The organism is Terrimesophilobacter mesophilus (assembly GCF_014200375.1).
GTDB classification, from domain to species: Bacteria; Actinomycetota; Actinomycetes; order Actinomycetales; family Microbacteriaceae; genus Terrimesophilobacter; species Terrimesophilobacter mesophilus.
Genome location: NZ_JACHBP010000001.1, coordinates 2,094,502 through 2,117,900, shown reverse-complemented (window position 1 = coordinate 2,117,900; position 23,399 = coordinate 2,094,502). Strand labels below are relative to the sequence as shown.

Genomic DNA, 23,399 nt, shown 5'->3' with positions numbered 1-23,399 from the left:
GGCGGATACGTCGACGGTGAAACCGTCTCATACTTCGGCGAATCGACTGGAGAGTTCCTCCAAACGCCGGGCGGCGTCTGCAACGTCCTCGTCGCTCGCGGTGAGGGCGACCCGCACGTGGGTGTCGTCGCCGTAGAACGTCCCCGGGACGACGAGGATCCCGGCCTCCGCGAATCGTGCCACCGTCTCCCACGCGGACGAACCGGATGTCGCCCACAGGTACAGGCCCGCCTCACTGTGGTCGATGCGGAATCCGGATGCCTCGAGTGCGGCACGAAGAACGCCCCGGCGCGCGCGGTACACCTCGCGCTGGGCATCCACGTGCGCCTCGTCGCCGAGTGCCGTGACCATCGCGGCCTGCACGGGGGTCGGCGTCATGAGGCCGAGATGTTTGCGCACACCGAGCACCTGCCCGAGCACCTGCGAGCACCCGGCGACGAACCCGGCCCGGTAGCCCGCCAGGTTCGACTGCTTGCTGAGCGAGCACACCGCGAGGATGTTGTGGCGCGAACCGTCGATCACCTCCGGGTCGAGGATGCTCGATGTCGGCCGGTCCCCCACCCAGTTCAATTCGGTGTAGCACTCGTCGCTCGCGATGACGGCGTCGAGCTCGCGGGCACGCGCGACGGCTGCACGCAGCTCGTCCACGGACAGCACGCGCCCATCCGGATTGCCCGGACTGTTGAGCCACACGAGTCGGGTCGTCTCCGGCCAGAGCGCAGGGTCGTCCTCCGCAAGCGCCGCCGCTCCCACGACTGCCGCGCCGAGCGCGTAGGTCGGGTAGGCGACCGAGGGGTGCACGACAGTGTCACCGGGGCCGAGTCCCAGGAACAGCGGCAGCCCGGCCACGAACTCCTTCGATCCGATCGTCGGCAGAACGTTGGCGATCCCGAGCTCGACGCCGCGGCGGCGGGCGAACCACTCGACGATGGCGTCCCGCAGTTCGGGGGTCCCGGCGGTGTGCGGATAGCCGTGAGCGTCGCCAGCGGCGGCCAGGGCTTCCCGGATGACGGCGGAGGTCGCATCCACCGGAGAGCCGACGGAGAGGTCGATCATGCCCCGTGGATGCGCCCGCGCGCGCTCGGCGTAGGGGACGAGGGCGTCCCACGGGAAGTCGGGCAGGTTCAGCGGCATGAGTGCGTCAGCGATCCCGGCCGAAAGCAGCCGTCATCCGAGGATGCCGGCATTGATGTCCGGTGGCAGCGCCGCGACGATCGGGTGGTCCTTGTGGATGACGCCGACCTTGGCCGCGCCGCCCGGCGAGCCGATGTCGTCGAAGAACTCGACGTTCGCCTTGTAGTAGTCGGCCCACTGTTCGGGGACGTCGTCCTCGTAGTAGATCGCCTCGACCGGGCAGACCGGCTCGCACGCGCCGCAGTCGACGCACTCGTCGGGGTGGATGTACAGCATCCGGTCGCCCTCGTAGATGCAATCGACGGGGCACTCGTCGACGCAGGCGCGATCTTTGACATCAACGCACGGCAGTGCGATCACGTAGGTCACGATGCGCCCGCCTTTCCCGGCTCGAGGCTTGTCTCCATCGTAGCCCGAGCCCGACGCAGGGTCCTCGGCCACGCCACCCCGACGACCGCGATGGCAATGGGCACGTACGCCCAGACCGCTCCGAGGGGCGTCGCCTGGACGAGCACGGATCCGCCGGAGCCCTCGAGAGACAGGATGCCGACCATGGCGACGATGCCGACCCCCGCGCAGAACGCCACGATCCGTGTGCCGAGCCAGAGTCGAAGGCCGACGAGGAGCGCCGCGACGAGCAGCAGCGAGACGGTCGATGCGGCGATGTGGTGATTCGCCGTGCCGACGGCGCCGACGACCGCGCCGGCCAGCAGCCCCAGGACGCAGGCCACGGTCTTCATGAGGATGCCGAGGTCGTCCCATTCGAGTTCCTGTGCCTCCGGTTGCCCGAACCGGCGGAACACCTCGACGGTGCGAATCGGCTCCGACTGACCGCCGGAATGGACGATCGTGTCGCCGTCCACGGTGAGCTGAGTTCGGTATGCCTCCAGTGCGGACTTCTTGCGGGGCAGCGCAGCTGTCACGTCGACGACGAGGTTGTCGGGGGCTCTGCCGCCATCCGGAACGATCGTGTAGAACGGGACGCTCATCAGGAGGGATGCCGTCGCCGCCGCTTCGTGGGCTCGAATGTGGTCCGGATGTCCGTACCCGCCTCGTTCGTCGTAGCTCACGACCGCGGTCGGCCGCACGGCCGCGATGACGGCCATGACATCCTGGACGACGGCCTCGAGCCTGGCACTCGTGAGCGTCTCGCCGTCGTGAGCGGGATCGGGCGCCGAGGGCGGCTCTGCTCCCGCCGGGCCCCACTGCATCCCGGAGTCCCTGAACCGGTGCGGTTCCGTCGCCCCCGCGCGGGCACCGTCGGCCCCGAGCATCCGTAAGTCGGCGAGTCCGAGCGCGTGCATGGCCGCGGCCAGCTCCGATTCGCGATACCTGCCAAGCGCGTCCCCGGCCAAATGCTGGAGCTCGGGCGGCACCACCTCGCCGAGTTCGCCGCGGGTGCAGGTGAGGAGCGTGACGGCCGCGCCGGCATCCAGGAGCAATGCGATCGTGCCACCCGTGGCGATCGTTTCGTCGTCGGGGTGGGCGTGCACGAAGAGGATGTGCTCCTGAGGCGCGTGCTCATGGGCAGCGTGCTCGCGAGGGTGGGGCGTACTCACAGTGGACAGGCTACGCGTGCCGCGATAGTGTTGCGAGGTAAGGTTAGCCTTACCAATCCTGCCCCATCTGCTCCGCCTCACGGCGGCACGACCGCGAAGTGAATTGTGATAGCCAACCTGCTCATCGGCCTCCGTGAAGGTCTCGAAGCCGCCCTCGTGGTCGGCATCCTCGTCGCCTACCTCGTCAAACTGCAGCGACGCGATGTGCTGCCGCGATTGTGGCTCGGCGTCGGCGGTGCCGTCGCCGTGTCGCTCGGGCTGGGCGCGCTCCTCACGTTCGGCGCATACGGACTCAGCTTCGAGGCACAGGAGCTCATCGGGGGCAGCCTGTCGATCGTCGCGACTGCGCTCGTGACCTGGATGATCTTCTGGATGCTGCGCACGGCGCGCACGTTGGGCAGCACACTGCGCCATGACGTCGACAGCAACCTCGGCGGAGCAGGCTGGGGCCTCGTCCTCGTCGCCTTCCTCGCCGTCGGCCGGGAGGGCATCGAAACCGCCCTCTTCCTCTGGGCCGCCGTGCAGGCCACCGGTGAGACCACCCTCCCGCTTCTCGGCGCGAGCATCGGGATCATCATCGCGGTCGCGCTGGGCTGGCTCATCTACCGCGGAGTCGTGCGCATCAACCTCGGCAAGTTCTTCGCATGGACCGGCTTCTTCCTCATCATCGTGGCCGCCGGCGTTCTCGCCTACGGCGTGCACGACCTGCAGGAGGCCGGCGTGCTTCCCGGCCTGCACTCCCTCGCCTTCGATGTGAGCGGAGCGATCCCGCCCGGCAGCTGGTACGGAACGCTCCTCAAGGGCACGATCAATTTCTCGCCGGCGACGACGTGGCTTCAGGCCATCGTCTGGCTCGCCTACACGATCCCTGTGATCGCCCTGTTCATCCGGGTCATTCGCCGCCAGCATCCGAAGCCCACCGTCTCGGCGACCGCCGAGGCGCCCGCCCTCACCTCCCAGGGAGCCTGATGTCGCAACGCCCCATCGTCCGAACCTTTACGCTCGCCACCGCGGCTGCGCTTGCGAGCCTCGCCCTGAGCGGCTGCGTGCCGAACACGGGTGCGGATGCCGGCGCAACCACCGTCGACGTCAAGAGCAGCGCCACCGAGTGCCTCGTCTCCACCGCATCCGCCCCGAGCGGCAGCGTCGTGTTCGCCGTCACGAACACCGGTGACGAGGAGACCGAGTTCTACCTGCTCGGTGAGGACGGGAAGCGCGTCGTCGGCGAGGTCGAGCACATCGGGCCGGGCACGAGCCGAGACCTGGCCGTCACCGTGCCTGCCGGCCAGTACTTCACGGTCTGCAAGCCCGGGATGTCCGGGGATGGCGTCGGCCGCACCGCGTTCACGGTGACGAAGTAGCGCCCGCTACTTCGTGACGGTCGTGACCGTGTAGTTCGCGACCGTGCCGTTGCTGCCGTCATCGCTCACCACGACGAGCACGCCGTGGGTGTCGGAGGTGAAGAGACCACCGGCGCCCTTGTTGGCCTCCTTCGAGCCCTCGGCGAGTGTGAAGCCGGCATCGGTGAGCTGGATGGCGATCGCGTCGAACGCGCCGGCGGTGACCTTGATGGTCACGTTCCAGACCTTCTCGCCGTCCTTGCCGGCACTCAGGCCGTAGATCACGTCGCCGCTGGCGAGCGGAACGTTGCTGGGGAAGTCGGCGGGAACGCTCTGGCCGCCCAGGTCGATCTGGCTTCCGGTCGCATTCTCGATGATGCCCTCGACCGCACTGCAACCGGCGAGCACCGGAGTGAGGATGAGGGACGCGGCGATGGCGGCAGAGACCGCGAGGCGCTTGGGCAGGTTGGTCATGATCGGCTCCGGGTGGCGGACAGGGGGTCGACTACCCGGCCAGTCTATGTTCGATCCCGCTGAAGGGACAATCGGGGAACGCCCAGACTACTCGGCGTTCGCGCGCTTGACGCTCGCCGCCATCCGGGCCCGCGCGTTCTGGTCGAGCTCGACCTTGCGGATGCGCACGAACTCGGGCGTCACCTCGACGCACTCGTCCTCGCGCGCGAACTCGAGGCACTCCTCCAGTGTCAGCTGGCGGGAGGGCGTCATCCGCTCGAACGTGTCGGAGGTCGACTGGCGCATGTTCGTCAGCTGCTTCTCCTTGGTGATGTTGACGTCCATGTCCTCGGAGCGCGAGTTCTCGCCGACGACCATGCCCTCGTAGACCTCCTGCGTCGGCTCGACGAAGAACGACATCCGCTCCTGGAGCGCGACCATGGCGAACGGCGTGGCGACGCCCGCGCGGTCCGCGACGATCGACCCGGTGTTGCGGGTGACGATCGGGCCGGCCCACTCCGCGTAGCCGTGCGAGATCGCGTTGGCGATTCCGGTGCCGCGCGTGATCGTGAGGAACTCCGTGCGGAATCCGATGAGCCCGCGGGAGGGGACGATGAACTCCATGCGCACCCAACCGGTGCCGTGGTTGCTCATGCCGTCCATGCGGCCCTTGCGCGCGGCGAGCAGCTGGGTGATCGCACCCAGGTGCTCCTCGGGCGCGTCGATCGTGAGGTGCTCGAACGGCTCGTGCACTTTGCCGTCGACGCGGCGTGTGACCACCTGCGGCTTGCCGACCGTGAGCTCGTATCCTTCGCGGCGCATCTGCTCGACGAGGATGGCCAGGGCGAGCTCTCCGCGCCCCTGCACCTCCCACGCGGCCGGGTTGCCGATGTCGACGACCTTGAGCGAGACGTTGCCGACGAGCTCGCGGTCGAGCCGGTCCTTGACCATGCGCGCGGTGAGTTTGTGGCCTTTGATCTTGCCGACGAGCGGGCTCGTGTTCGTGCCGATCGTCATCGAGATCGCCGGGTCGTCGACGGTGATCGCCGGCAGCGGGCGGATGTCGTCGGGGTCGGCGAGCGTGTCGCCGATCGTGATGTCGGCGAAGCCCGCCACCGCGACGATGTCGCCGGGGCCCGCACTCTCGGCCGGGTAGCGGTCGAGGGCCTTGGTGATCATGAGCTCCGTGACACGCACGTTGTGGACGTCACCGTCCTTGCGTACCCAGGCGACCGTCTGGCCCTTCTTGAGCGTGCCGTTGAAGATGCGCAGGAGCGCGAGGCGGCCGAGGAAGGGGGACGCGTCGAGGTTCGTCACGTGCGCCTGAAGCGGCGCATCCGAGTCGTAGGACGGTGCAGGGATGTGCTCGAGGATCGCCTCGAAGAGCGGCTCGAGGTCGTCGTTGTCCGGCAGGCTGCCGTTCGCGGGCTTGTTGCGGCTCGCAGCGCCGTTGCGACCGGATGCATAGACGATGGGGACGTCGAGCAGAGCATCGATGTCGAGATCCGGCACATCATCCGCGAGGTCGCTCGCGAGACCCAGCAGGAGATCCTGGCTCTCCACGACCACGTCGTCGATGCGGGCATCCGGCCGGTCGGTCTTGTTGACGAGCAGGATGACCGGCAGCTTCGCCTCGAGCGCCTTGCGCAGCACGAAGCGCGTCTGCGGCAGCGGGCCCTCGCTCGCGTCCACGAGGAGGACGACGCCGTCGACCATGGAGAGTCCGCGCTCGACCTCACCGCCGAAGTCGGCGTGGCCGGGGGTGTCGATGACGTTGATCGTCACGGGGCCGTTCGTCGCGTGCACGCCCTGGTAGCTGATGGCCGTGTTCTTGGCCAGGATCGTGATGCCCTTCTCGCGCTCGAGGTCGCCGGAGTCCATCGCGCGTTCTTCGACGTGCGCGTGCTCTCCGAAGGAGTTGGTCTGGCGCAGCATCGCGTCGACGAGAGTGGTCTTACCGTGGTCGACGTGCGCGACGATCGCCACGTTGCGCAAATCATTGCGAGTGGCAATGGGCATGGGAGTGCTGTCCTGGTTCTGTTGAGGGGGGCAGTCAATACTACTTGACTGCGCGGCGGGGCATGACGCGGGGGTTATTCTCCGGTCGAGCCTGTCGAGACCGCGGCCACACACTTCCTCTCCTCCACAGGCCAGCACTTCACGAGTTATCCCAAGATTTGGTCGCACCTCTTCACAACTCTGTTCGATACTGGGAGACTTGCCTCATGTCCACTTCCGCATCTATCTTCTCTACCGCCGTCAGCGCGGCGAGGGTTGCCGCTGTGGCGATTCCGGATGGCGTCGCCGCCGTGCGAGCGATGGATGACATCGGCCTGCTGGCCGTGCAACGGGACCTTTCGGAGTTGCGTCGGATAGTAGATGCACGAGCCTCGCTCGTGGCCGGCGAGGTCGCGTTCCGTTCCCGTCGAGAGTTGGGTTATGCGGGGTTGGCGCAGAAGGAGGGTTTCCAGACGGCGGAGAAGCTCATTCAGGCCACCACTGGTTCGACTCGTCGGGAGGCGACCACTTTGGTGACGGTCGGAACTCTCGTCCACGAGGCCATGATCGAAACGGCCGTCGACCCGAACACCGGGGAGCTGCTGGAAGGCTTCGTCGTCCACGAGCCGTGGTTGGCCGCAGTCGGGGCCGCGGTTGCCGCCGGGAGTCTCACGGTGGAGGCGGCTCGGGCGATCCGTTCCGGGCTTGGCGAGCCGACAGGCGTGGCGGGCTCGAGCGGTGCGGAGACGGACGGCCACGTGATCACCGCCGAAGCGTTGGCGGATGCTGTGGCCACGCTGCTGGCAGCTGCCTCCGGTGAAGGGGGAGCTGGCAGGCCGGGCTCGGTGGGCGTGAACGCGGATGCTCTCTTCCAGCTGGCCCGGCAATTGCGGGACGAACTGGATGAGGCAGGTATCGCCCAGCGCGAACGGATCATCTACGAACAACGCTCATTCCGCCGGATCAAGCGCCCGAATGGGTGTTCGCGGTACATTCTCGACGGTGATCTGGAAACGTCCGCCTGGCTGGATGATGTCTATGACAAACTCATCTCACCCCGCCGCGGTGGTCCCCGCTTCATCGATGAAGCCGATCGGGTCTGGGCTGAGGCGATCGCTACCGACCCGCGCAGTCCCGAACAATACCTCCACGACGCCATAGTCGGGCTCCTGCACTACGGGGTCGACGCCGATCTCGCCGAAAACCCCACTCGCGGCGGCGGAGACGCCAACGGCAGCGGCAGCAGCAGCGGCAGCGGCAGCGGCAGCGCCGGCGAAATTGCTGGCGGTGGCGCCAACGCTGTTGACATTCCGGGTGGCGCGCTGCGACCTCGCCGCGTGCCGCGCATCGTCGGCTCTCGGGTTCCCTCCGTTCGGGTTCTGGTGACGGAGGAGGCCCTACGCACTCGCACCGGGCACGGACGCATCGAGGGCACCGAGACTCCGGTGTCCATAGAGACGGTCGAACGCATCATCTGCACGTCCGGAACAGTTCCCGTCGTGTTCGGTACCGGCGGCAATGTCCTGAACCTGGGCCGCGAACAACGCCTGTACTCCACTCGGCAGAAAGCGGCCCTGGCAGCCCGCGACGGCGGATGCATCTGGGAGTGCTGCGACAGCCCGGCCAGCTGGACCGAAGCCCACCACATCAAACACTGGGCCAGAGACCACGGAAACACCGACCTCGCCGACGGAGTACTCCTCTGCCGACATCACCACCTGTTACTGCACAACAATCACTGGGAAATCATTCGCAAGGGCAACAGCTACTGGCTCATCCCACCCCCGGACATCGACCCCGCACAGAAGCCCCGGCCACTGCCGTCCAAAAGCGCAGCACTCCGTGACCTCCAGCACGAACGGAAACGAGCCGACCTGCGGGCCAGCTGAACTCGCGAACCAGTTCCGACCACAGCCACGACTACGACTACGGTTACGGCCACGGTTACGGCCACGACGCCGACTACGAAAAACCGTCACTCGCCGGAAGTCGTCGCGGGAGTGGGATTCTGAGCAGTCACCGGGGCCCATTCCCACACGTTCCAGAGGATCCCGGGAGCGAGCGGAGCGATCGCGATGCCACTCACCGACGCATTGTGGGCGACCACGGCCGGGTCCTGGTACAGGGGGATGCCGTATGCGGACGCGTACAGGGCCGAATCCAGACGCACGCGGATGACCCGCTGCCGGGCCGCATCCGGAGTGACGGACAGCTGCGACAGCAGGGAGTCGACCTCCGGGTCCGAGAACCCGTTGAAGTTGCCACGACCACCGGTACCGAAAATGGACTGCAACCCGGCCACCGACTGGTTGGTCGACGACCACGCGAAGATCGACGCGTCATACGTCCCAGGAGTACCGAGCAGGTTGAGCCAATCAGGGCTCGAACAGTTCGACACGACGAAACCGGCACGTGCGGCGCTGTCCCGGATGAGGTCGTACTCCTCGATACGCTTCGGATTCGACGGATCGAACAGGATGCACACAGCGGGTTTCGAGACCCCCGCATCCTCGAGAAGCCTCTTCGCCCCCGCAACATCCGGGGTCGAATAGTCCGCCGAGCCGTTGGCAGCCACAGCCGCGTCATAGCCGGCGGCACCGGGAAGGAAGACCAGCGAGGAACGCGCCGCATCGGCAGCCAGGTCGCTACCGACCGCGGCATCCGTGATCTCCTGCACCGGGACCACCATCAAGAACGCCTGGCGAACCCGCGGATCCTCGAATGTCGAATGCCTCCCCTTCGCGAACCGCAGATCGAGGTGTTCGAAGGTGCCATCGATCCCCGTGAGCACTGTCGCACCGGGAATCGCCGCCAGCGCAGTCACGACCTCCGGGCCCGCCCGAGGGACGATGACGTCGACAGTCCCATCCCGAAGCGCCGCGACCTGGTCGAGCGGGTCAGCAAGGAACCGGATGTCGATGGTCTCGATCGCCGGAGCGTGAACACCGTGATAACGGGGATTCGCCGACAGGGTCATGCTCTCCCCCGACGTGAACGCCGAAATCAGGTAGGGGCCGTTCGTCAGAAGCAGCGAAGGGTCATCCGGCATCGCATCGAGGTCGAAGTCGCTGTTCCACGTGTTCGCGATCGCCGACAGGGCTGCCGTGTCGTCATCGACAATCGCGTCGATGAGCCGGCCTTTCGCGGCCCGCGCATCGCGAAGGCGGTCTGCGTCCGGCGCATCCCCGGCACCTGCGTCGGAATCTTTCGCCAGCGGCAGCCCGAGAGCGCGCGACGCGACCACGTGGGCGGGCAAGCCCACCTGGAGTGTCAGCGCCCAATCCACCACATACCGATCCCACGTCACGGTGAGCGATCGACCGTCCTCGCCGATCACCGGAGTCGTGGTCGCATACTGCAATCCCTCGCTCAGCGACCCGTCGAAGTGCACGACGTCACCGGGGAACGGTGCGGAGTATCGGCCGGTTTCGGGATCCCGATAGGCAGAATCCGACACCCCCTTCGAGTTGCGCGCACCAGAGTTCGCGACCCAGGCGAGCAGGAGGTCTGCGGCATCGACCGGAACCCCATCCGACCAGGTGACACCGTCGGCAATCGTGAATTTCACGGTCAAAGGGTCATTCGACAGCAACGTGTACTGGCCGAACGATGTGTCCGTGACGAGTTCGGATGCCGCATCGTAACGATTGAAACTCGAATCGACGGCCTGGAGAACCGCACTGTTGGCAGGTGAATTTCCGAACGACGTTCTGTCGTTGAGGGAGAAGAACGGCTGGCTCATCGCAACCGTCACCGAACTGTCGTGCACGAGCGTCTCGCTCGAACATCCCGACAACAGAAGCGCGCACACGGCGAGGAACGCCCCCAACAAGGCGCCCCGGGTGTGCCGACGGACGGTCAGAGTCGCGCGGCGAGCCGTTGTTCGCGACTTTCGCGCTGCAGATCCGGATCCGGCAACGGCACGGCCGCGATGAGCCGCTGCGTGTACGGGTCCTTCGCCCCGCGAAGAATCTCATCGCGGGTACCCTGCTCGACGAGTTTGCCATTGCGCAGCACGGCGATCCGGTGCGCGAGCTGGTCGACGACAGCGAGGTCGTGGCTGATGAACAGGCACGCGAAATCGAGTTGCTCCTGAAGCTCGAGCAGCAGTTCGAGGAAGCGCGACTGCACCGACACATCGAGCGCGGATGTCGGCTCGTCCGCCACGAGAAGCTCCGGGCTCAGCGACAGGGCGCGGGCGATGCCGATGCGCTGCTTCTGACCGCCGGAGAGTTCGTGCGGGTATCGGTTGCGGAAGAACGTCGGAAGCTCGACCTGCTCGAGCAGGTCCTCGACCTTGCGGTCGAGATCCTTACCCTTCGCGACACCGGCGAGCATCATCGGCTCTCCGATGCTCTGGCCGACCGGCATCCGAGGGTTGAGGGAGGAGGCGGGGTCCTGGAACACGATGCCGGTCTTGCGGCGCAGCAGACGAAGCTCCTTGGTGGGCATGTTCGCCATGTCCTTGCCGACGACGCGCAACTCGCCCTCGGTGATGGGGAGCAGCCCCATCGCCGCGCGGCCGATGGTGGTCTTCCCCGACCCGGATTCGCCGACGAGCCCGAGGAGTTCGCCGGGGTGGATCTCGATCGACACGTCGTCCACTGCACGGAACGCGGGAACGCGCCCGCGCTTCGGGTAGTCGATCGTGACGTGCTTGAGCGACAGAACCGGCTCCCGGGCCTCCTCCGTCTTGGGAAGCAACCGCTCCTGGTTCGTGCCGAGGTGAGGCACCGCCGACAGAAGTTCGATCGTGTACGGTTCGACCGGCTTCGCGAAGATCTGGTGGACGGTACCGGTCTCCACGATGAGCCCGTTACGCATGACGACGACGCGGTCGGCGAGGTCGGCCACAACGCCCATGTCGTGGGTGATGAGCACGATCGCGGAGTCGAGGCGCTTGTGCAGGTTGCGAAGCAGGTCGAGGATCTCCGCCTGGACCGTCACATCGAGCGCCGTCGTGGGCTCGTCGGCGATCAGGAGGTCCGGATCGCAGGAGATCGACTGGGCGATCATGGCACGCTGCCGCTGGCCGCCGGATAACTGGTGCGGGTAGGAGTTGAACGCCTTGGGCGGGTCAGGCATCTCGACCATCGTCAGGAGCTCGATCGCACGGATCTTCGCAGCGGCCGGGCTGATCCCGTAGTGCTGGCGGAGAGTCTCGACGATCTGGAATCCGACGGTGTAGACCGGGTTGAGCGCGGTCATCGGCTCCTGGAAGATGACGGCGATCTTCTCACCGCGCACCCGGCGCATCGCGTTGTCGCGCATTCCGCGAAGCTCGACACCGTTGAGCTTGACGCTTCCGCGGATCCGGCTGTTCACCGGCAACAGGTTCAGCACAGCCATCGAGCTCGCGCTCTTGCCGGAACCGGATTCGCCGACGATGGCGAGAACCTCGCCCTTCTTCACCTGGTAGTTGAGTTTGATCGCCGCAGGCACCCATTCGTTGTCGACGCCGAAGTCGACACTGAGGTCCTTCACCTCCAGCACCGGGACGTTGGCGCTGGCTTCCGGTGTCACGTCATTCTCTGTCGCGGATTCGGTGTCGATCGCGTCGATGTCTGTCATGTTCTCTGTCTCCCTGTCAACCATCAGTGCTGAGCACCTGCGACGATAGACAAATGTTTCATTCCCGCTTCAATCGTGTACTGGCCGCCGCGACCTGGGTGTTCTGCGGCGGTGCCGTCGTCGCCGTGGCGATGTCCGGCTGGAACGTCACCGTACAATACCTGCCTGCGATCGCCCTCATAGCCTGGCTGGCGTGGGCCGGACTGTGGCGCCCATCCCTCGACATCACGGATGACGGCGTGACGATCGTGAACGTTTTCGCCACGACGGACGTCCCATGGGAGGCGCTCATCGACGTCGACACGCGCTACGCGCTGACGCTCGTCACCCCGCACCATCGCTACCCGGTCACCGTGGCGCCGGCGCCCGGGCGCCTCGCCACGGCGCTCAGCAAGCGCGACATGCGCGGACTGTCCGCTCCCACCGGAAGTGACGGCAGCGTTCGACCGGGAGACCTGCCCAACTCGGACTCCGGCGCTGCCGCCCAGCTGGTTCGCCAGCGTTGGCAGAACCTCCTCGCGGAAGAGCGGATCGTCGTCGGCACCGCGGACGATACGGTGATCCCGCGCCGCATCCATCTGGCCACGATCGTGATCAGCATCGCCCTGCTGCTCGCGTCCATCGCGGCGCTCGTGCTCGGTTAGACGAGTCACGACGCCGTCTCCCGCTCCTTCATGCGGCGTGGCACGAACTTACGCTGGCGCGGGTCGAACGCATCGCGCAGGCCGTCACCGATGAAGTTCACGGTGAGCGCGATGACCACGATGAACACACCGGGCCAGATGAACAGGTACGGCCGGGTGCTGAACGCCGTCTGGTTCTGGCTGATGATGAGGCCGAGCGACACGTCAGGGCTCCGGATCCCGAACCCGAGGTAGCTCAGTCCGGTCTCCAACAGGATCGCGGCGGCCATGATGAGCGTGGTGGACACGATCACGACTCCGACGGCATTCGGGAGGATGTGGCGGAACATGATCCGGGCATCCCGCGCCCCCGACACCCGTGCGGCGTCGACATACTCGCGCTCCCGAAGTGTCAGGAACTCGCCTCGCACGAGTCGGGCCAGCCCCGTCCACAGGAACAGGCCGAGCACGATGGAGAGGCCGAGGACCCCCAGGCCCTTGAAGTGCTCGCTCGCGATCTTTCCGACGACGGCACCGAGGACGATGACGGGAATGACGATGACGAGGTCGGTGAAGCGCATGAGCACCGACTCGACCCATCCGCGGTAGTAACCGGCGACGGCACCGACGACCGTGCCGATGACCGCGCACAGGATGCCGATGATGAACATGACGATGAGGGAGTTCTGGATCCCTCGCATCGTCATCGCGAAGTAGTCGATACCGATGAGAGTCTGCCCGAACGGGTGCTCACCGAGGTGGATTCCGTCCCCACCCAGCCACTGGGGCACGAGCGAGAGGGTCGGTGCGCCGCCATTGAGCAGTCCGGTCCCCAGGTCGTTGTACGCCCACTTCCACCATCCGGGGATCCCGAACGCGCCGATCGACGTGATCGAGAGGACGATGACCGCGAGGAAGACCCCAAGAGACGCCATCGCGACCCAGTTGCGAACGAAGCGGTCGAAGATGAGCCGTCCCTGGCTCTTTCCGACGGTGATGTTACGGACTTCCGCGGCGTCCACGACGGGACGCGGTTCGCCTTCGTTGATGATGCTCATCCGCGGGTCCTCACTCTCGGGTCAAGAGCCGAGTAGGTCATGTCGGCGATGAAGTTGAAGACGATGACCATCACCGCAATCACGACGAAGTACCCCATGACGGGGTTCGGATCCGGTAACGATATCCCTCGTTGGAACAGAGCTCCCATGCCGGAGAACGCGAAGACCTGCTCGGTGATGATGGCGCCACCGAGGAGCGCTCCGAAGTCGGAGGCCACGATCGTGGCGATCGGGATGAGCGAGTTCCGGAACGCGTGACGGACGATCACCACCCGTTCCGGCATCCCCTTCGCCCTCGCAGTGCGGATGTAGTCCTGGTTGAGCACGTCAAGCATGCCTGCGCGCGAGAATCGCGTATACCCCGCGAACCCGATGAGCATGAGGGTCAGCGTCGGAAGCAGCAGGTGCGTGAAGGAGTCGACCCCGTGAATCCAGATGTCGCCCGGCAGGTTCGGCGTCTGCGAACCGACCGTCGCGATCGGGCGACCGTTGATGGCCGATTCCCCGAGGTACGACGGCCAGGCCTGCATGAACCGGTCGACGAGGATGAGGCCCGCACTCAGCGCCGCAGTGAACGCGCCGACACGCATGTTGAGCCCGCGGTCGGGTCCCCCGACGAGGAACCCGGTCAGCAGCCCGACCGCGATCGTGACGAGCGCGAGGATCAGGATCGTGTAGATGCTCGAGATGTTCAGCAGCGGCTGGAGTGCGAAGTAGCAGATCATCGCGAGGACCACCTGGATGCCCGCCGTCAGCATCGCCCTGCGGTTCTTGAGACCCGCCATGAGCGCGGTCATGACGAGCGCGACCCCCGCGGACAGGATGAGCATGAGAACCGGTCCCAGGTTCGGGTGCAGGAACCAGTCCGTGAGCGAGAAGTAGATGAGAACGGCCGCCGTGGCGAGAGCGGAGACGAGGAACACGGTGACGCGTCGTCGCAGCTCCCCCCCGATCAGGCCGAGCCAGATGAGCCCGACGACTATCGAGATGACGGCTATCCACACCGGGCCGAGCTGCGGATCGCCGAGGAAGTCATTGAAGCGGATCGCCACGAACTCCTTGAGCAGGATGCCCACCCAGAACGACGGGAGGGAGTACAGCAGGAACGACACGAAGGTCATGACGAAGTCGAAGGTCGTGTACTGGCGAAGCGCCGAGACGATGCCGATCGTGATTCCGATGACGATGGCGAGCACTGTCGCGGCGGTCACGAGTTGGATCGTCGAACCCAGTGCCTGCGGGAGCAGGTCGGTGACCTTCTGTCCCTGCGCTGTCAGGCCGAGGTCGCACTGGTTCGCGAAGGGGATGATGCACTTCGCGGCACCGCCCAGCCAGAGGAAGAACCGGAGGGGCGCTGGAACGTTGAGCTGGAGAGCCTCTGTTCGCGCCGCGATCAACTGGTTCTTGTTGGGGAGGCGGCTCTGATAGAACTCCTCGAGCGGGTCACCGGCCAGAGCGGTGAGTTGATACATAATGAATGCCGCTCCGAGAAGCAGCAGGACCGAGACGACGAGTCGTCTCGCGATGAATGTCACCATGGAAGAACGCTTTCACTGTCGCGGACCGACATCGATGGCGGGCCTGCGGGAAGTTTAGCCGAGTGCTGGCGCTTGTGGCGCCGCGGCTCGGGTCCGATCTGGACGGGGGCTGTAGTCGTACGGGGAAGAAGTGTGGAACGGAACGGAGCGCCAGGACCGATGGTCCCGGCGCTCCGCCCCTGAAGTCATTCCAGGGTCAGTCCAGAGGACTGAGCCAGGAGATTACTTCTTTGCCCACTCCCAGTAGTTCCAGCCCACACCGGCCTGGCCGGGGTAGTACACAACGCCGGTGACGTTGTTGCTGTTCGCCATGACACCGGGGGCGACGAACAGCGGCACGCCGTATCCGTCTCCCCACAGGAGGGTGTCGATCTGCGTCTGGATGTCATCCTGGGCCTTCTTGTCCAGGGTCACCTGGAGCTGCTTGGCCAGGCTGTCGACCTGAGCGTTGGAGTAGCCGCTGTAGTTACCGCCACCCTTGGTGCTGAAGATCTGCGGGACGCCGGCAACACCGACACCCGAAGAGATCCAGCCGAAGATCGACGCGTCGTACGTGCCGCTACCGAGGAGCGAGCCCCAGTTCTCAGCACCGCCGTCGATGACCTTGAATCCGGCCTTCGCCGCCGAGGCCTGGAGGGCCTGGAACGACGCGACACGGTTCGGGTTCTTCGTGTTGTACAGCACGCGGACCTCGGGGGTCGCACCGGCCAGAAGGGCCTTTGCACCATCGATGTCCACCTTGTCGTACGCGGACGAGCCGTTCACCTTGATGGCGGCGTCATACGCGTCGGTTCCCGGGAAGAACAGCTGCGAGTCATCCAGCGTTGCGTCCGGGTTCTGCGGCGTGACGATCGCGTCGAGGATCTGCTGGCGCGGAACCGTCATGAGGAATGCCTTGCGGACGTTCGCATCCTTGAACACCTTCGTGTTGAACGAGATGTCGAGGTGGTCGTAGCTGAACTGGTTACCGGTCAGCGTCGTGACGTTCTTCAGTGCCTCGAGCGACTTGATCGTGTCGGCCGATGCCTGCGGGTTGATGATGTCAACCTCACCGTTCTGGAGAGCGGTCACCTGCGCCTGCGCGTCACCGATGAAGCGGACGACGATCTTGTCCACCTTCGGCTTCAGGTCACCCTTGTAGTCAGGGTTGCGGACGAGCGTGATCGACTGCTTCGGAACCCACGAGTCGAGCACCATTCCCGCGGACGAGAGGTACAGGGTCTTGTCGGTCGGCAGGCTCGTCGCGTCGAATCCGGTGTTCCAGAAGTCAGCGAACGTCTTGAGCGCGTCGTTCGGGGCGGCCGGCTTGGCTGCGTCACCGCGGGGCATCGTCTGCATGGCCGACATGACGTCCTTGAGCGCAACACCCGCGTGGTCGGCAACGACGTGAGCCGGTGCATCGATCGGGTTGATGAGCTGCCAGTCCGCGTAGGGCTCGGAGTACGTGAGGGTAATCGACGTGTTGTCGTCGCCCACGACCGGCTTGTCCGCGAGGCCGAGGCCCGAGGTGTCACCGGCGTAGTCGAAGTACGTCGTGCCCGACGTCACGTTGCCGTCGGCGTCCGTGGTGGAGTCGTTGAAGAATCCGGACTGGACCGCCCAGGCGAGCATCATGTCGTCGGCGGTCACCGGGGTGCCATCCGACCACGTCGCCGTCTTGGCGAGCGTGTACTTGACGGTCAGCGGGTCGTCGCTGGTCTTCTCCACCGTGCCGAAGCTCTTGTCAGGAATGATGTTGAGCTTGTCATCGAGGTAGAAGAAGCCCGAACGGGTGTAGCCCGTGAGCTTGGCATTCATGTCGAGGTTGCCCTGCGGGGTGTTGGGGTTGAACGAGGTGACCTCGTTGACCTCAGCAACCGTGATGGTGCCCCCGGTTGTTGTGGAAGGAGTCTCGTTGGTTGTTGTGCAACCAGTGACCGCCATTGCTGCAATGGCAGCAACCGCGATAGGCGCTCCTATGCGTCTGAATTTCAATTTTCCTCCTGTGCAAGATGGATTACGACCCGGAACGATTCCTAGTATTCCGTTTCGCTTGTTAAAGAGAACCCTAAACAGGGTCTGCTCCACTGGCAAAACCCTAAGCGCAAACGTTACCCACTGGTAACGCGCACACGAGAATTTTGCAATGTGTGGCGAAATCTTGCGCGCTATGCAATGAATTCGCAGGGTTTGCATCATCCAAGTGGCTGGAAGTACGACAAAGCGCCGCCAGCGCACGCGTAACATCGGAGTTGTGCCACCCGTCGGACGACTCACCCGCGACCAGGCGACACTCGTCTTCGACGGCGACTGCGGCTTCTGCTCCACCGCCGTGAGGTGGCTGGAGGGGTCCCTTCCCGCGTTTCCGCGGGCGATTCCCCACCAGTGGGCAGTGCTCGAAGAGCTCGGCCTGACGACCCACGAGGCCTCCGATCAGGTGTGGCTCGTCGCCCGCGATCGCAACGGCATCCTGCACCAGTACGGCGGTCACCTCGCCGTCTCGGTCCTCCTGCGGCACCAGCCGGCATTCGGATGGCGCTTCCTCGGCATCCTGCTGGACACCCCGCCGTTCTCCCTGGCGGCGAGCATCGGGTATCGACTCATCGCGAGATATCGCTACCTGCTGCCAGGCGGGACACCGGCGTGCCGGGTCGGTGCAGGAAGTGACTGAGCCCACCTTCGTGGACGAGCAGCCAACCGGCCGACGCAGGCTGATCGGTGAGGTCCTCATCGTCCTCGGGCTCTCGCTCGGCGCATCCGCCGTGTACTCCGTCGTCGCGATCGTCAACCGGGTCACGCAGAAGACGGCGCTCTCGCAGCAGACGGCGACGCTGAACGCACCGCTCAGCAATCGTGAGGTCTTCGACCTCATCTACCAGTTCCTGGCGATCTTCTTCGACCTCGTGCCCGTCGCGCTCGTCGCGTTCCTGCTCTGGCAGTCCGCGCGCCCGCACCTGTCGCGCCTCGGAATCGACTTCCGGCAACCGGTGCGCGACACGGGGGCGGGGCTCGGGCTCGCCCTCATCATCGGCGTCCCCGGAATCGCGCTCTACCTCGTCGGCCGGGCCATCGGGATCACCGTGCAGGTCATTCCGACCGCTCTCGACGAGCACTGGTGGACGGTGCCGATCCTGCTACTGTCCGCGGCTCGAGCCGGGATCACGGAAGAGGTCATCGTCATCGGTTACCTGTTCAATCGCCTCCGACGGCTCGGGTGGGGACGGTGGACGATCATCCTGTCCGCCGCGGTGCTGCGCGGCACATACCACCTCTACCAGGGGTTCGGGGCGTTCGTCGGCAACATCGCCATGGGGATCCTGTTCGGCTGGCTGTACACACGGTACGGCCGAGTACTGCCCCTCGTCATCGCGCACTTCGTCATCGACGCCGCGATCTTCGTCGGGTACCCGTGGGCTGCGGCGACCTTCAGCTGGCTGTAGGCGTCAGGCGAAGGCCTCCGGCGGCGGGCAGGCGCAGAACAGGTTGCGGTCGCCCCAGGCCTGGTCGACCCTGCGCACGGGCGGCCAGTACTTGTTCCTGAGCAGCGACGGCACCGGATAGACGGCCTTCTCACGAGGGTAGGCGTGCTCCCACTCGCCCACGATGACCGACCGCGCGGTGTGCGGCGCGTTCACCAGCGGGTTGTCGTCGGCCGGCCACTCGCCTCCTGCCACGGCATCCGCCTCGACCTTGATCGCCACCATCGCCTCGATGAATCGCTCCAGCTCGGCGAGATCCTCGCTCTCGGTCGGCTCGATCATGAGCGTGCCCGGCACCGGAAACGACATCGTCGGCGCGTGGAAGCCGTAGTCGATGAGCCGCTTCGCGACATCGTCGACCGTCACCCCCGTCGCGTCGGTGAGCGGGCGCAGGTCCAGGATGCACTCGTGCGCCACGAGGCCGTTCTCGCCCGAGTAGAGCACGGGGTAGTGCTCGCGCAGGCGCACGGCGAGGTAGTTCGCGGCGAGCACAGCAGCGCCGGTCGCATCGCGCAGTCCCTCGGCCCCCATCATCCGGATGTACGCCCACGTGATGGGCAGGATGTTCGGGCTCCCGTACGGGGCAGCGCTGACCGGATTGCTCTTCGCGCCACGCTGGGACAGGGGGTGGCCGGGCAGGAACGGCGCGAGGTGCGACTTCGCGGCGACCGGGCCAACGCCGGGTCCACCGCCGCCATGCGGGATGCAGAAGGTCTTGTGCAGGTTGAGGTGGGAGACGTCCCCTCCGAACTCGCCGAAGCGTGCAAAGCCGAGAAGCGCGTTGAGGTTCGCCCCGTCGATGTAGACCTGCCCGCCGGCCTCGTGCACGGCATCCGTGATCGCGCGGATCTCATGCTCGTAGACGCCATGGGTGGACGGGTAGGTGACCATGAGCGCGGCGAGGTCGTCAGGGTGCTCTGCGATCTTCGCCCGAAGGTCCCCGAGGTCGACGTTGCCGAGCTCATCGCACGCGACGACCACGACCTTCATGCCGGCGAGAACCGCACTCGCCGCGTTCGTCCCATGCGCGCTCGAGGGGATGAGGCACACCGTGCGGGAGTCGTCGCCCCTGGAGCGGTGATAGCTGCGGATGGCGAGAAGCCCGGCGAGCTCGCCCTGGCTGCCCGCGTTCGGCTGGAGGGACACGGCGTCGTAGCCGGTCACGTCGGCGAGCCAGCTCTCCAGCTGGCCGATGAGCTCGAGGTAGCCCTCGACGTCCGCTTCCGGCGCGAAAGGGTGCACGCGGGAGAACTCCGGCCAGGTCACAGCCTCCATCTCGGTCGCGGCGTTGAGCTTCATGGTGCAAGAGCCGAGCGGGATCATGCCTCGGTCGAGCGCATAGTCCTTGTCGGCGAGGTACTTGAGGTAGCGCATCATGCTCGTCTCCGAGCGGTGCGTGTTGAACACCGGATGCGTGAGGTACTCGCTCGTGCGCAGGAGCGTCTCGGGAATCCATCCGGTCAGGTCCGTGCGACCGGGAACTCTCTCCGGGAATGTCCCGAGGTCGGCGCCCAGGATGTCCGCGATCGCGACCAGGTCATCCTGGCTCGTCGTCTCATCGACGGAGAGCTGGACGTGGTCGTCGTCCAGCCGGTGGATGAGATACCCGGCCTCGTACGCGCGCTGGACGAGGTCATCCGCGTCGCGGGCCGTCTCGAGCGTGATCGTGTCGAAGTAGTTGCCGTGAACGACGGTGTGCCCGCCATCGCTGGCAGCGTCGGCGAGGTATCGCGCGGCGTTGGTCACGCGCTCGGCGATGGTCTTGAGACCGCCCGGCCCGTGATACACGGCGTACATGCTCGCCATGACGGCGAGCAGCACCTGCGCCGTGCAGATGTTCGAGGTCGCCTTCTCGCGGCGGATGTGCTGCTCCCGCGCCTGCAGGGTGAGGCGGTATGCGGGGTGGCCGTCCGCGTCCTTCGAGACGCCGACGAGGCGACCGGGGAGCTGCCGTTCGAGGCCGGATCGCACGGCCAGGTACCCGGCATGCGGCCCACCGAACCCCATGGGGACGCCGAAGCGCTGCGTCGTGCCGACTGCGACATCCGCGCCAAGCTCTCCTGGCGACGTCAGGAGGGTGAGGGAGAGCAGATCCGCCGCAACGACGGCGATGCCGCCCTGGGCGTGTACGGCGCCGATGACCGCCGTGGGATCCCAGACACGGCCGGAGGCTCCCGGGTATTGGATAAAGGCGCCGAACACATCGAGGTCGGACGGCGGGGGCGACACGTCGTAGGGCGTGTAGTGAAGCTGGATGCCGACGGCCTCCGCGCGGTTCGCGAGCAGCGCCTTCGTCTGCGGGAGCGCATCCGCGTCGACGAGGAACACGTTCGAGTCGGAATTCGATGCGCGACGGGCGAGCAGCATCCCCTCGACGACGGCCGTCGACTCGTCGAGCATGGAGGAGTTCGCGATGTCGAGACCCGTGAGGTCGGCGACCATCGTCTGGAAGTTGATGAGCGCTTCGAGCCTGCCCTGGGAGATCTCGGGCTGATACGGGGTGTACGCGGTGTACCAGCTCGGATTCTCGAGCACATTCCTCGTGATGACGGAGGGAGTGATGGTGTCGTGGTAACCGAGTCCGATCAGGGAACGGTGGACCCGGTTGCGGGAGGCGAGCGCACGCAGCTCCGCGAGCGCCTCGCTCTCGGTTGCGGCGGGCGGCAGGATCGACGCGGCATCCGCCAGCGCGATCGAGTCCGGAATGGCGGCAGCGAGCAGGTCCGTGACGGAGTCGTAGCCGAGCGCGTCGAGCATCGTGGACTGGGCTTCGGGGCCGGTTCCGATGTGACGGGCAGCGAAATCGGCGGCCGGTGCGGTCGCCGCCGTGGACATGTCCCGAGCCATTACTCCCCTACCAGTGCCGTGTACGCGTCGAAGTCCATGAGGTCGGCAGCGTCGAACACGGATGCGTCAGCAACCTCCACCGTGATCATCCAGCCGGCCCCGAACGGGTCCTCGTTGACCAGCTGCGGGCTATCGACGACCTCAGTGTTCGCCGCCGTCACGGTGCCGTCGACGGGCGCGAACAGCTCGCCGACGGACTTCGTCGATTCGATCTCTCCGACGACCTTGCCGGACTGGACGGTGGAACCCACCTTCGGCAGTTCGACAAAGACGACGTCGCCGAGCTTGTCCGCCGCGTAGTCGGTGATCCCGATCGTGGCGGAGGTCCCGCTGATGTCGAGCCACTCGTGCTCGGAGGTGTACTTGCGGTCGGCCTTGTCCGCACTGCCGGTGTAGTTGGGCATCTCAGTTCTTCTCTCTCTTATAGAACGGCAACGCGGTCACCGTCGCGGGAATTCGGCTTCCCCGCACATCCAGGTCGAGCACCGTCCCCGGCTCGGAAAAACCCGGGTCGACGAACGCCATGGCGATCGGATGCCCGAGCGTCGGCGACAGGGCGCCGCTCGTGATCTCTCCCACCGTCGCATCGCCCGACAGCACGGCGTATCCCGCGCGGCCGGCACGACGCCCCTCCGAGGCGAGCCCGACGAGGACCCTCGCGCCCTCCGGCGGTCCGGCCTCCGCCGCGGCGCGGCCGACGAAGTCACCCTCCTTGGTGAAGTGCACGACGCGACCGAGTCCGGCCTGCGCCGGCAGGATGTCGCGGCTGAGTTCGTGGCCGTAGAGTGGCATCCCCGCTTCGAGGCGGAGGGTATCGCGGCTGGCGAGCCCGGCGGGGATCAGACCCAGGGGTTCTCCTGCCGCCAGGAGCGCGCGCCACAGCGGTTCGGCATCCGCGGTGTCGACGTAGAGCTCGAACCCGTCTTCGCCCGTGTAGCCCGTCCGTGCGACGAACACCGTGCCGGTGCCGAACGTCGCGCCGGTCGACCAGTAGTACCTGAGGTCGTCGAACGCCTGCTGTCCGTCCATGACGGCGAGGCCCGCCGTCGCCTGGAGGATCTCGACCGCGCGTGGCCCCTGGACGGCGATGAGTGCCGTCGCGTCGCTGCGATCGGTGACCGTCACGTCGAAACCCTTCGCCCGCGCAGCGAGCTCCGCGAGGACGACGTCGTGGTTGCCGGCGTTCGCCACGACGAGGTACTCGCCGTCGGCGTTGTGATAGACGATGAGGTCGTCGATGATGCCGGCGCGATCGTCCAGCAGCAGGCTGTACTTCGCCTGCATGAGCGCGATGGTCGACATCTTCCCGGCGAGCGCGTAGTCGAGGAATGCAGCGGCATCCGGACCGTGCACACTGATCTCCGCCATGTGCGAGATGTCGAAGATGCCGGCGGCAGTGCGCACCGCGTGGTGCTCACCGAGGTCGGAACCGTAGCTCACCGGCATCTGCCAGCCGGCGAAATCGGTGAAACTCGCGCCGCCGTCGACATGCAATCGATGCAGGGGCGAGAAGCGTTCTGAGGTTGGGCTATCGGACACGAGTTCTCCTGGCAGTGAATGCGGTGGAACTCCCCCTCTGTCTTGAGCCTGAGAGTTTCACCGACCGTCGTCGATTTTCACCATGGGCGGGTTCCTGTCGAGCAGGAACCGCTTTCCAGAGCGGCCAGTTCGATGCGGTACTGGTGACCTGAGAGATTGGCGGGGAGGCTTGCTCCTTCGGTGCCATCCTGCTGATCACACGCCGGTGACCGGATGGCTCTCCCGCATCGTGTTGCGGCCCGATATTCGATTGTCGGGCCAGCCTACCAACCGGATGCCGG

The 23,399-nt window shown here is 66.1% G+C and carries 19 protein-coding genes and 2 riboswitches; of the genes, 6 read left to right on the top strand and 13 right to left on the bottom strand.

Annotation, left to right across the window (positions count from 1 at the left end; genetic code table 11):
- Positions 1 to 27 precede the first annotated feature (27 nt).
- The 3 genes from dapC to BKA04_RS10455 are packed head-to-tail and all read right to left on the bottom strand — an operon-like array spanning position 28 to position 2,693.
- Positions 28 to 1,134 (bottom strand): succinyldiaminopimelate transaminase, encoded by a 1,107-nt coding sequence (gene dapC / locus BKA04_RS10465; protein ID WP_104096362.1) that lies wholly within the window; start codon positions 1,132 to 1,134, stop codon positions 28 to 30.
- Between the two features lie 33 nt (positions 1,135 to 1,167).
- On the bottom strand, positions 1,168 to 1,503 hold the full coding sequence (gene fdxA / locus BKA04_RS10460) for a ferredoxin (protein ID WP_104096752.1): 336 nt from the start codon (positions 1,501 to 1,503) through the stop codon (positions 1,168 to 1,170).
- Entirely contained in the window at positions 1,500 to 2,693 is a 1,194-nt protein-coding gene (locus BKA04_RS10455) for a PIG-L family deacetylase (protein WP_167309730.1), read from the bottom strand. The genes fdxA and BKA04_RS10455 overlap by 4 nt, the downstream gene beginning before the upstream one ends.
- Before the next feature lie 105 nt (positions 2,694 to 2,798).
- Between BKA04_RS10455 and efeU the strand changes: the two genes are divergently transcribed.
- Together efeU and BKA04_RS10445 are read left to right on the top strand one after the other, a co-directional pair.
- Entirely contained in the window at positions 2,799 to 3,662 is an 864-nt protein-coding gene (efeU, locus tag BKA04_RS10450; protein ID WP_104096361.1) for an iron uptake transporter permease EfeU, read from the top strand.
- Entirely contained in the window at positions 3,662 to 4,054 is a 393-nt protein-coding gene (locus tag BKA04_RS10445) for a cupredoxin domain-containing protein (RefSeq protein WP_104096360.1), read from the top strand. The genes efeU and BKA04_RS10445 overlap by 1 nt, the downstream gene beginning before the upstream one ends.
- Positions 4,055 to 4,060: 6 nt before the next feature.
- Here the strand turns inward: BKA04_RS10445 and BKA04_RS10440 are convergent, their stop codons facing one another.
- Both BKA04_RS10440 and typA read right to left on the bottom strand, forming a co-directional pair.
- Positions 4,061 to 4,507 carry a hypothetical protein gene (locus tag BKA04_RS10440; protein WP_104096359.1) on the bottom strand — a complete coding sequence of 149 codons (447 nt, stop codon included), beginning with the start codon at positions 4,505 to 4,507 and terminating at the stop codon, positions 4,061 to 4,063.
- An 87-nt stretch (positions 4,508 to 4,594) separates the two neighbouring features.
- Positions 4,595 to 6,505 (bottom strand): translational GTPase TypA, encoded by a 1,911-nt coding sequence (typA, locus tag BKA04_RS10435; protein WP_104096358.1) that lies wholly within the window; start codon positions 6,503 to 6,505, stop codon positions 4,595 to 4,597.
- Positions 6,506 to 6,804: 299 nt separating this feature from the next.
- Here typA and BKA04_RS10430 point away from each other — a divergent pair, with 299 nt between their 5' ends.
- Positions 6,805 to 8,373, top strand: coding sequence for an HNH endonuclease signature motif containing protein (locus BKA04_RS10430; RefSeq protein ID WP_167309729.1), 1,569 nt, complete (start codon positions 6,805 to 6,807; stop codon positions 8,371 to 8,373).
- An 86-nt stretch (positions 8,374 to 8,459) separates the two neighbouring features.
- Here BKA04_RS10430 and BKA04_RS10425 read toward each other — a convergent pair whose 3' ends face one another.
- Together BKA04_RS10425 and BKA04_RS10420 are read right to left on the bottom strand one after the other, a co-directional pair.
- The gene (locus tag BKA04_RS10425) at positions 8,460 to 10,253 is read right to left on the bottom strand and encodes an ABC transporter substrate-binding protein (protein ID WP_134542293.1); all 1,794 of its coding nucleotides are present in this window, start codon (positions 10,251 to 10,253) and stop codon (positions 8,460 to 8,462) included.
- 89 nt (positions 10,254 to 10,342) lie between these two features.
- Positions 10,343 to 12,055: a dipeptide ABC transporter ATP-binding protein gene (locus BKA04_RS10420; protein ID WP_104096750.1), complete on the bottom strand. Its 1,713-nt coding sequence runs from the start codon at positions 12,053 to 12,055 to the stop codon at positions 10,343 to 10,345.
- 53 nt (positions 12,056 to 12,108) lie between these two features.
- Between BKA04_RS10420 and BKA04_RS10415 the strand changes: the two genes are divergently transcribed.
- Positions 12,109 to 12,699 (top strand): PH domain-containing protein, encoded by a 591-nt coding sequence (locus BKA04_RS10415; RefSeq protein WP_104096355.1) that lies wholly within the window; start codon positions 12,109 to 12,111, stop codon positions 12,697 to 12,699.
- A 5-nt stretch (positions 12,700 to 12,704) separates the two neighbouring features.
- Here the strand turns inward: BKA04_RS10415 and BKA04_RS10410 are convergent, their stop codons facing one another.
- The 3 genes from BKA04_RS10410 to BKA04_RS10400 all read right to left on the bottom strand — a co-directional run bounded on the left by BKA04_RS10410 (position 12,705) and on the right by BKA04_RS10400 (position 17,197).
- Positions 12,705 to 13,736 (bottom strand): ABC transporter permease, encoded by a 1,032-nt coding sequence (locus tag BKA04_RS10410; RefSeq protein WP_104096354.1) that lies wholly within the window; start codon positions 13,734 to 13,736, stop codon positions 12,705 to 12,707.
- A complete protein-coding gene (locus tag BKA04_RS10405; protein ID WP_104096353.1) occupies positions 13,733 to 15,274 on the bottom strand; it encodes an ABC transporter permease in 1,542 nt (513 codons plus the stop codon). The genes BKA04_RS10410 and BKA04_RS10405 overlap by 4 nt, the downstream gene beginning before the upstream one ends.
- Before the next feature lie 222 nt (positions 15,275 to 15,496).
- On the bottom strand, positions 15,497 to 17,197 hold the full coding sequence (locus tag BKA04_RS10400; protein WP_104096352.1) for an ABC transporter family substrate-binding protein: 1,701 nt from the start codon (positions 17,195 to 17,197) through the stop codon (positions 15,497 to 15,499).
- A 310-nt stretch (positions 17,198 to 17,507) separates the two neighbouring features.
- Here BKA04_RS10400 and BKA04_RS10395 point away from each other — a divergent pair, with 310 nt between their 5' ends.
- Complete coding sequence (locus BKA04_RS10395) at positions 17,508 to 17,924, top strand: thiol-disulfide oxidoreductase DCC family protein (RefSeq protein WP_104096351.1); 417 nt, start codon at positions 17,508 to 17,510, stop codon at positions 17,922 to 17,924.
- Positions 17,917 to 18,693: a CPBP family intramembrane glutamic endopeptidase gene (locus BKA04_RS10390; protein ID WP_232842031.1), complete on the top strand. Its 777-nt coding sequence runs from the start codon at positions 17,917 to 17,919 to the stop codon at positions 18,691 to 18,693. The genes BKA04_RS10395 and BKA04_RS10390 overlap by 8 nt, the downstream gene beginning before the upstream one ends.
- Positions 18,694 to 18,696: 3 nt before the next feature.
- Here the strand turns inward: BKA04_RS10390 and gcvP are convergent, their stop codons facing one another.
- From gcvP to gcvT, 3 genes are read right to left on the bottom strand one after another with little or no spacing between them, the layout of a single operon-like run.
- The gene (gcvP, locus tag BKA04_RS10385) at positions 18,697 to 21,579 is read right to left on the bottom strand and encodes an aminomethyl-transferring glycine dehydrogenase (RefSeq protein ID WP_104096349.1); all 2,883 of its coding nucleotides are present in this window, start codon (positions 21,577 to 21,579) and stop codon (positions 18,697 to 18,699) included.
- On the bottom strand, positions 21,579 to 21,983 hold the full coding sequence (gene gcvH, locus BKA04_RS10380; protein WP_104096348.1) for a glycine cleavage system protein GcvH: 405 nt from the start codon (positions 21,981 to 21,983) through the stop codon (positions 21,579 to 21,581). Before gcvH ends, gcvP begins: the two co-directional genes overlap by 1 nt.
- A gap of 1 nt (position 21,984) precedes the next feature.
- Entirely contained in the window at positions 21,985 to 23,118 is a 1,134-nt protein-coding gene (gcvT, locus tag BKA04_RS10375; RefSeq protein ID WP_104096347.1) for a glycine cleavage system aminomethyltransferase GcvT, read from the bottom strand.
- A gap of 30 nt (positions 23,119 to 23,148) precedes the next feature.
- A riboswitch (glycine riboswitch) is annotated at positions 23,149 to 23,242 on the bottom strand.
- A 1-nt stretch (position 23,243) separates the two neighbouring features.
- Positions 23,244 to 23,353: riboswitch (glycine riboswitch) on the bottom strand.
- Positions 23,354 to 23,399 lie beyond the last annotated feature (46 nt).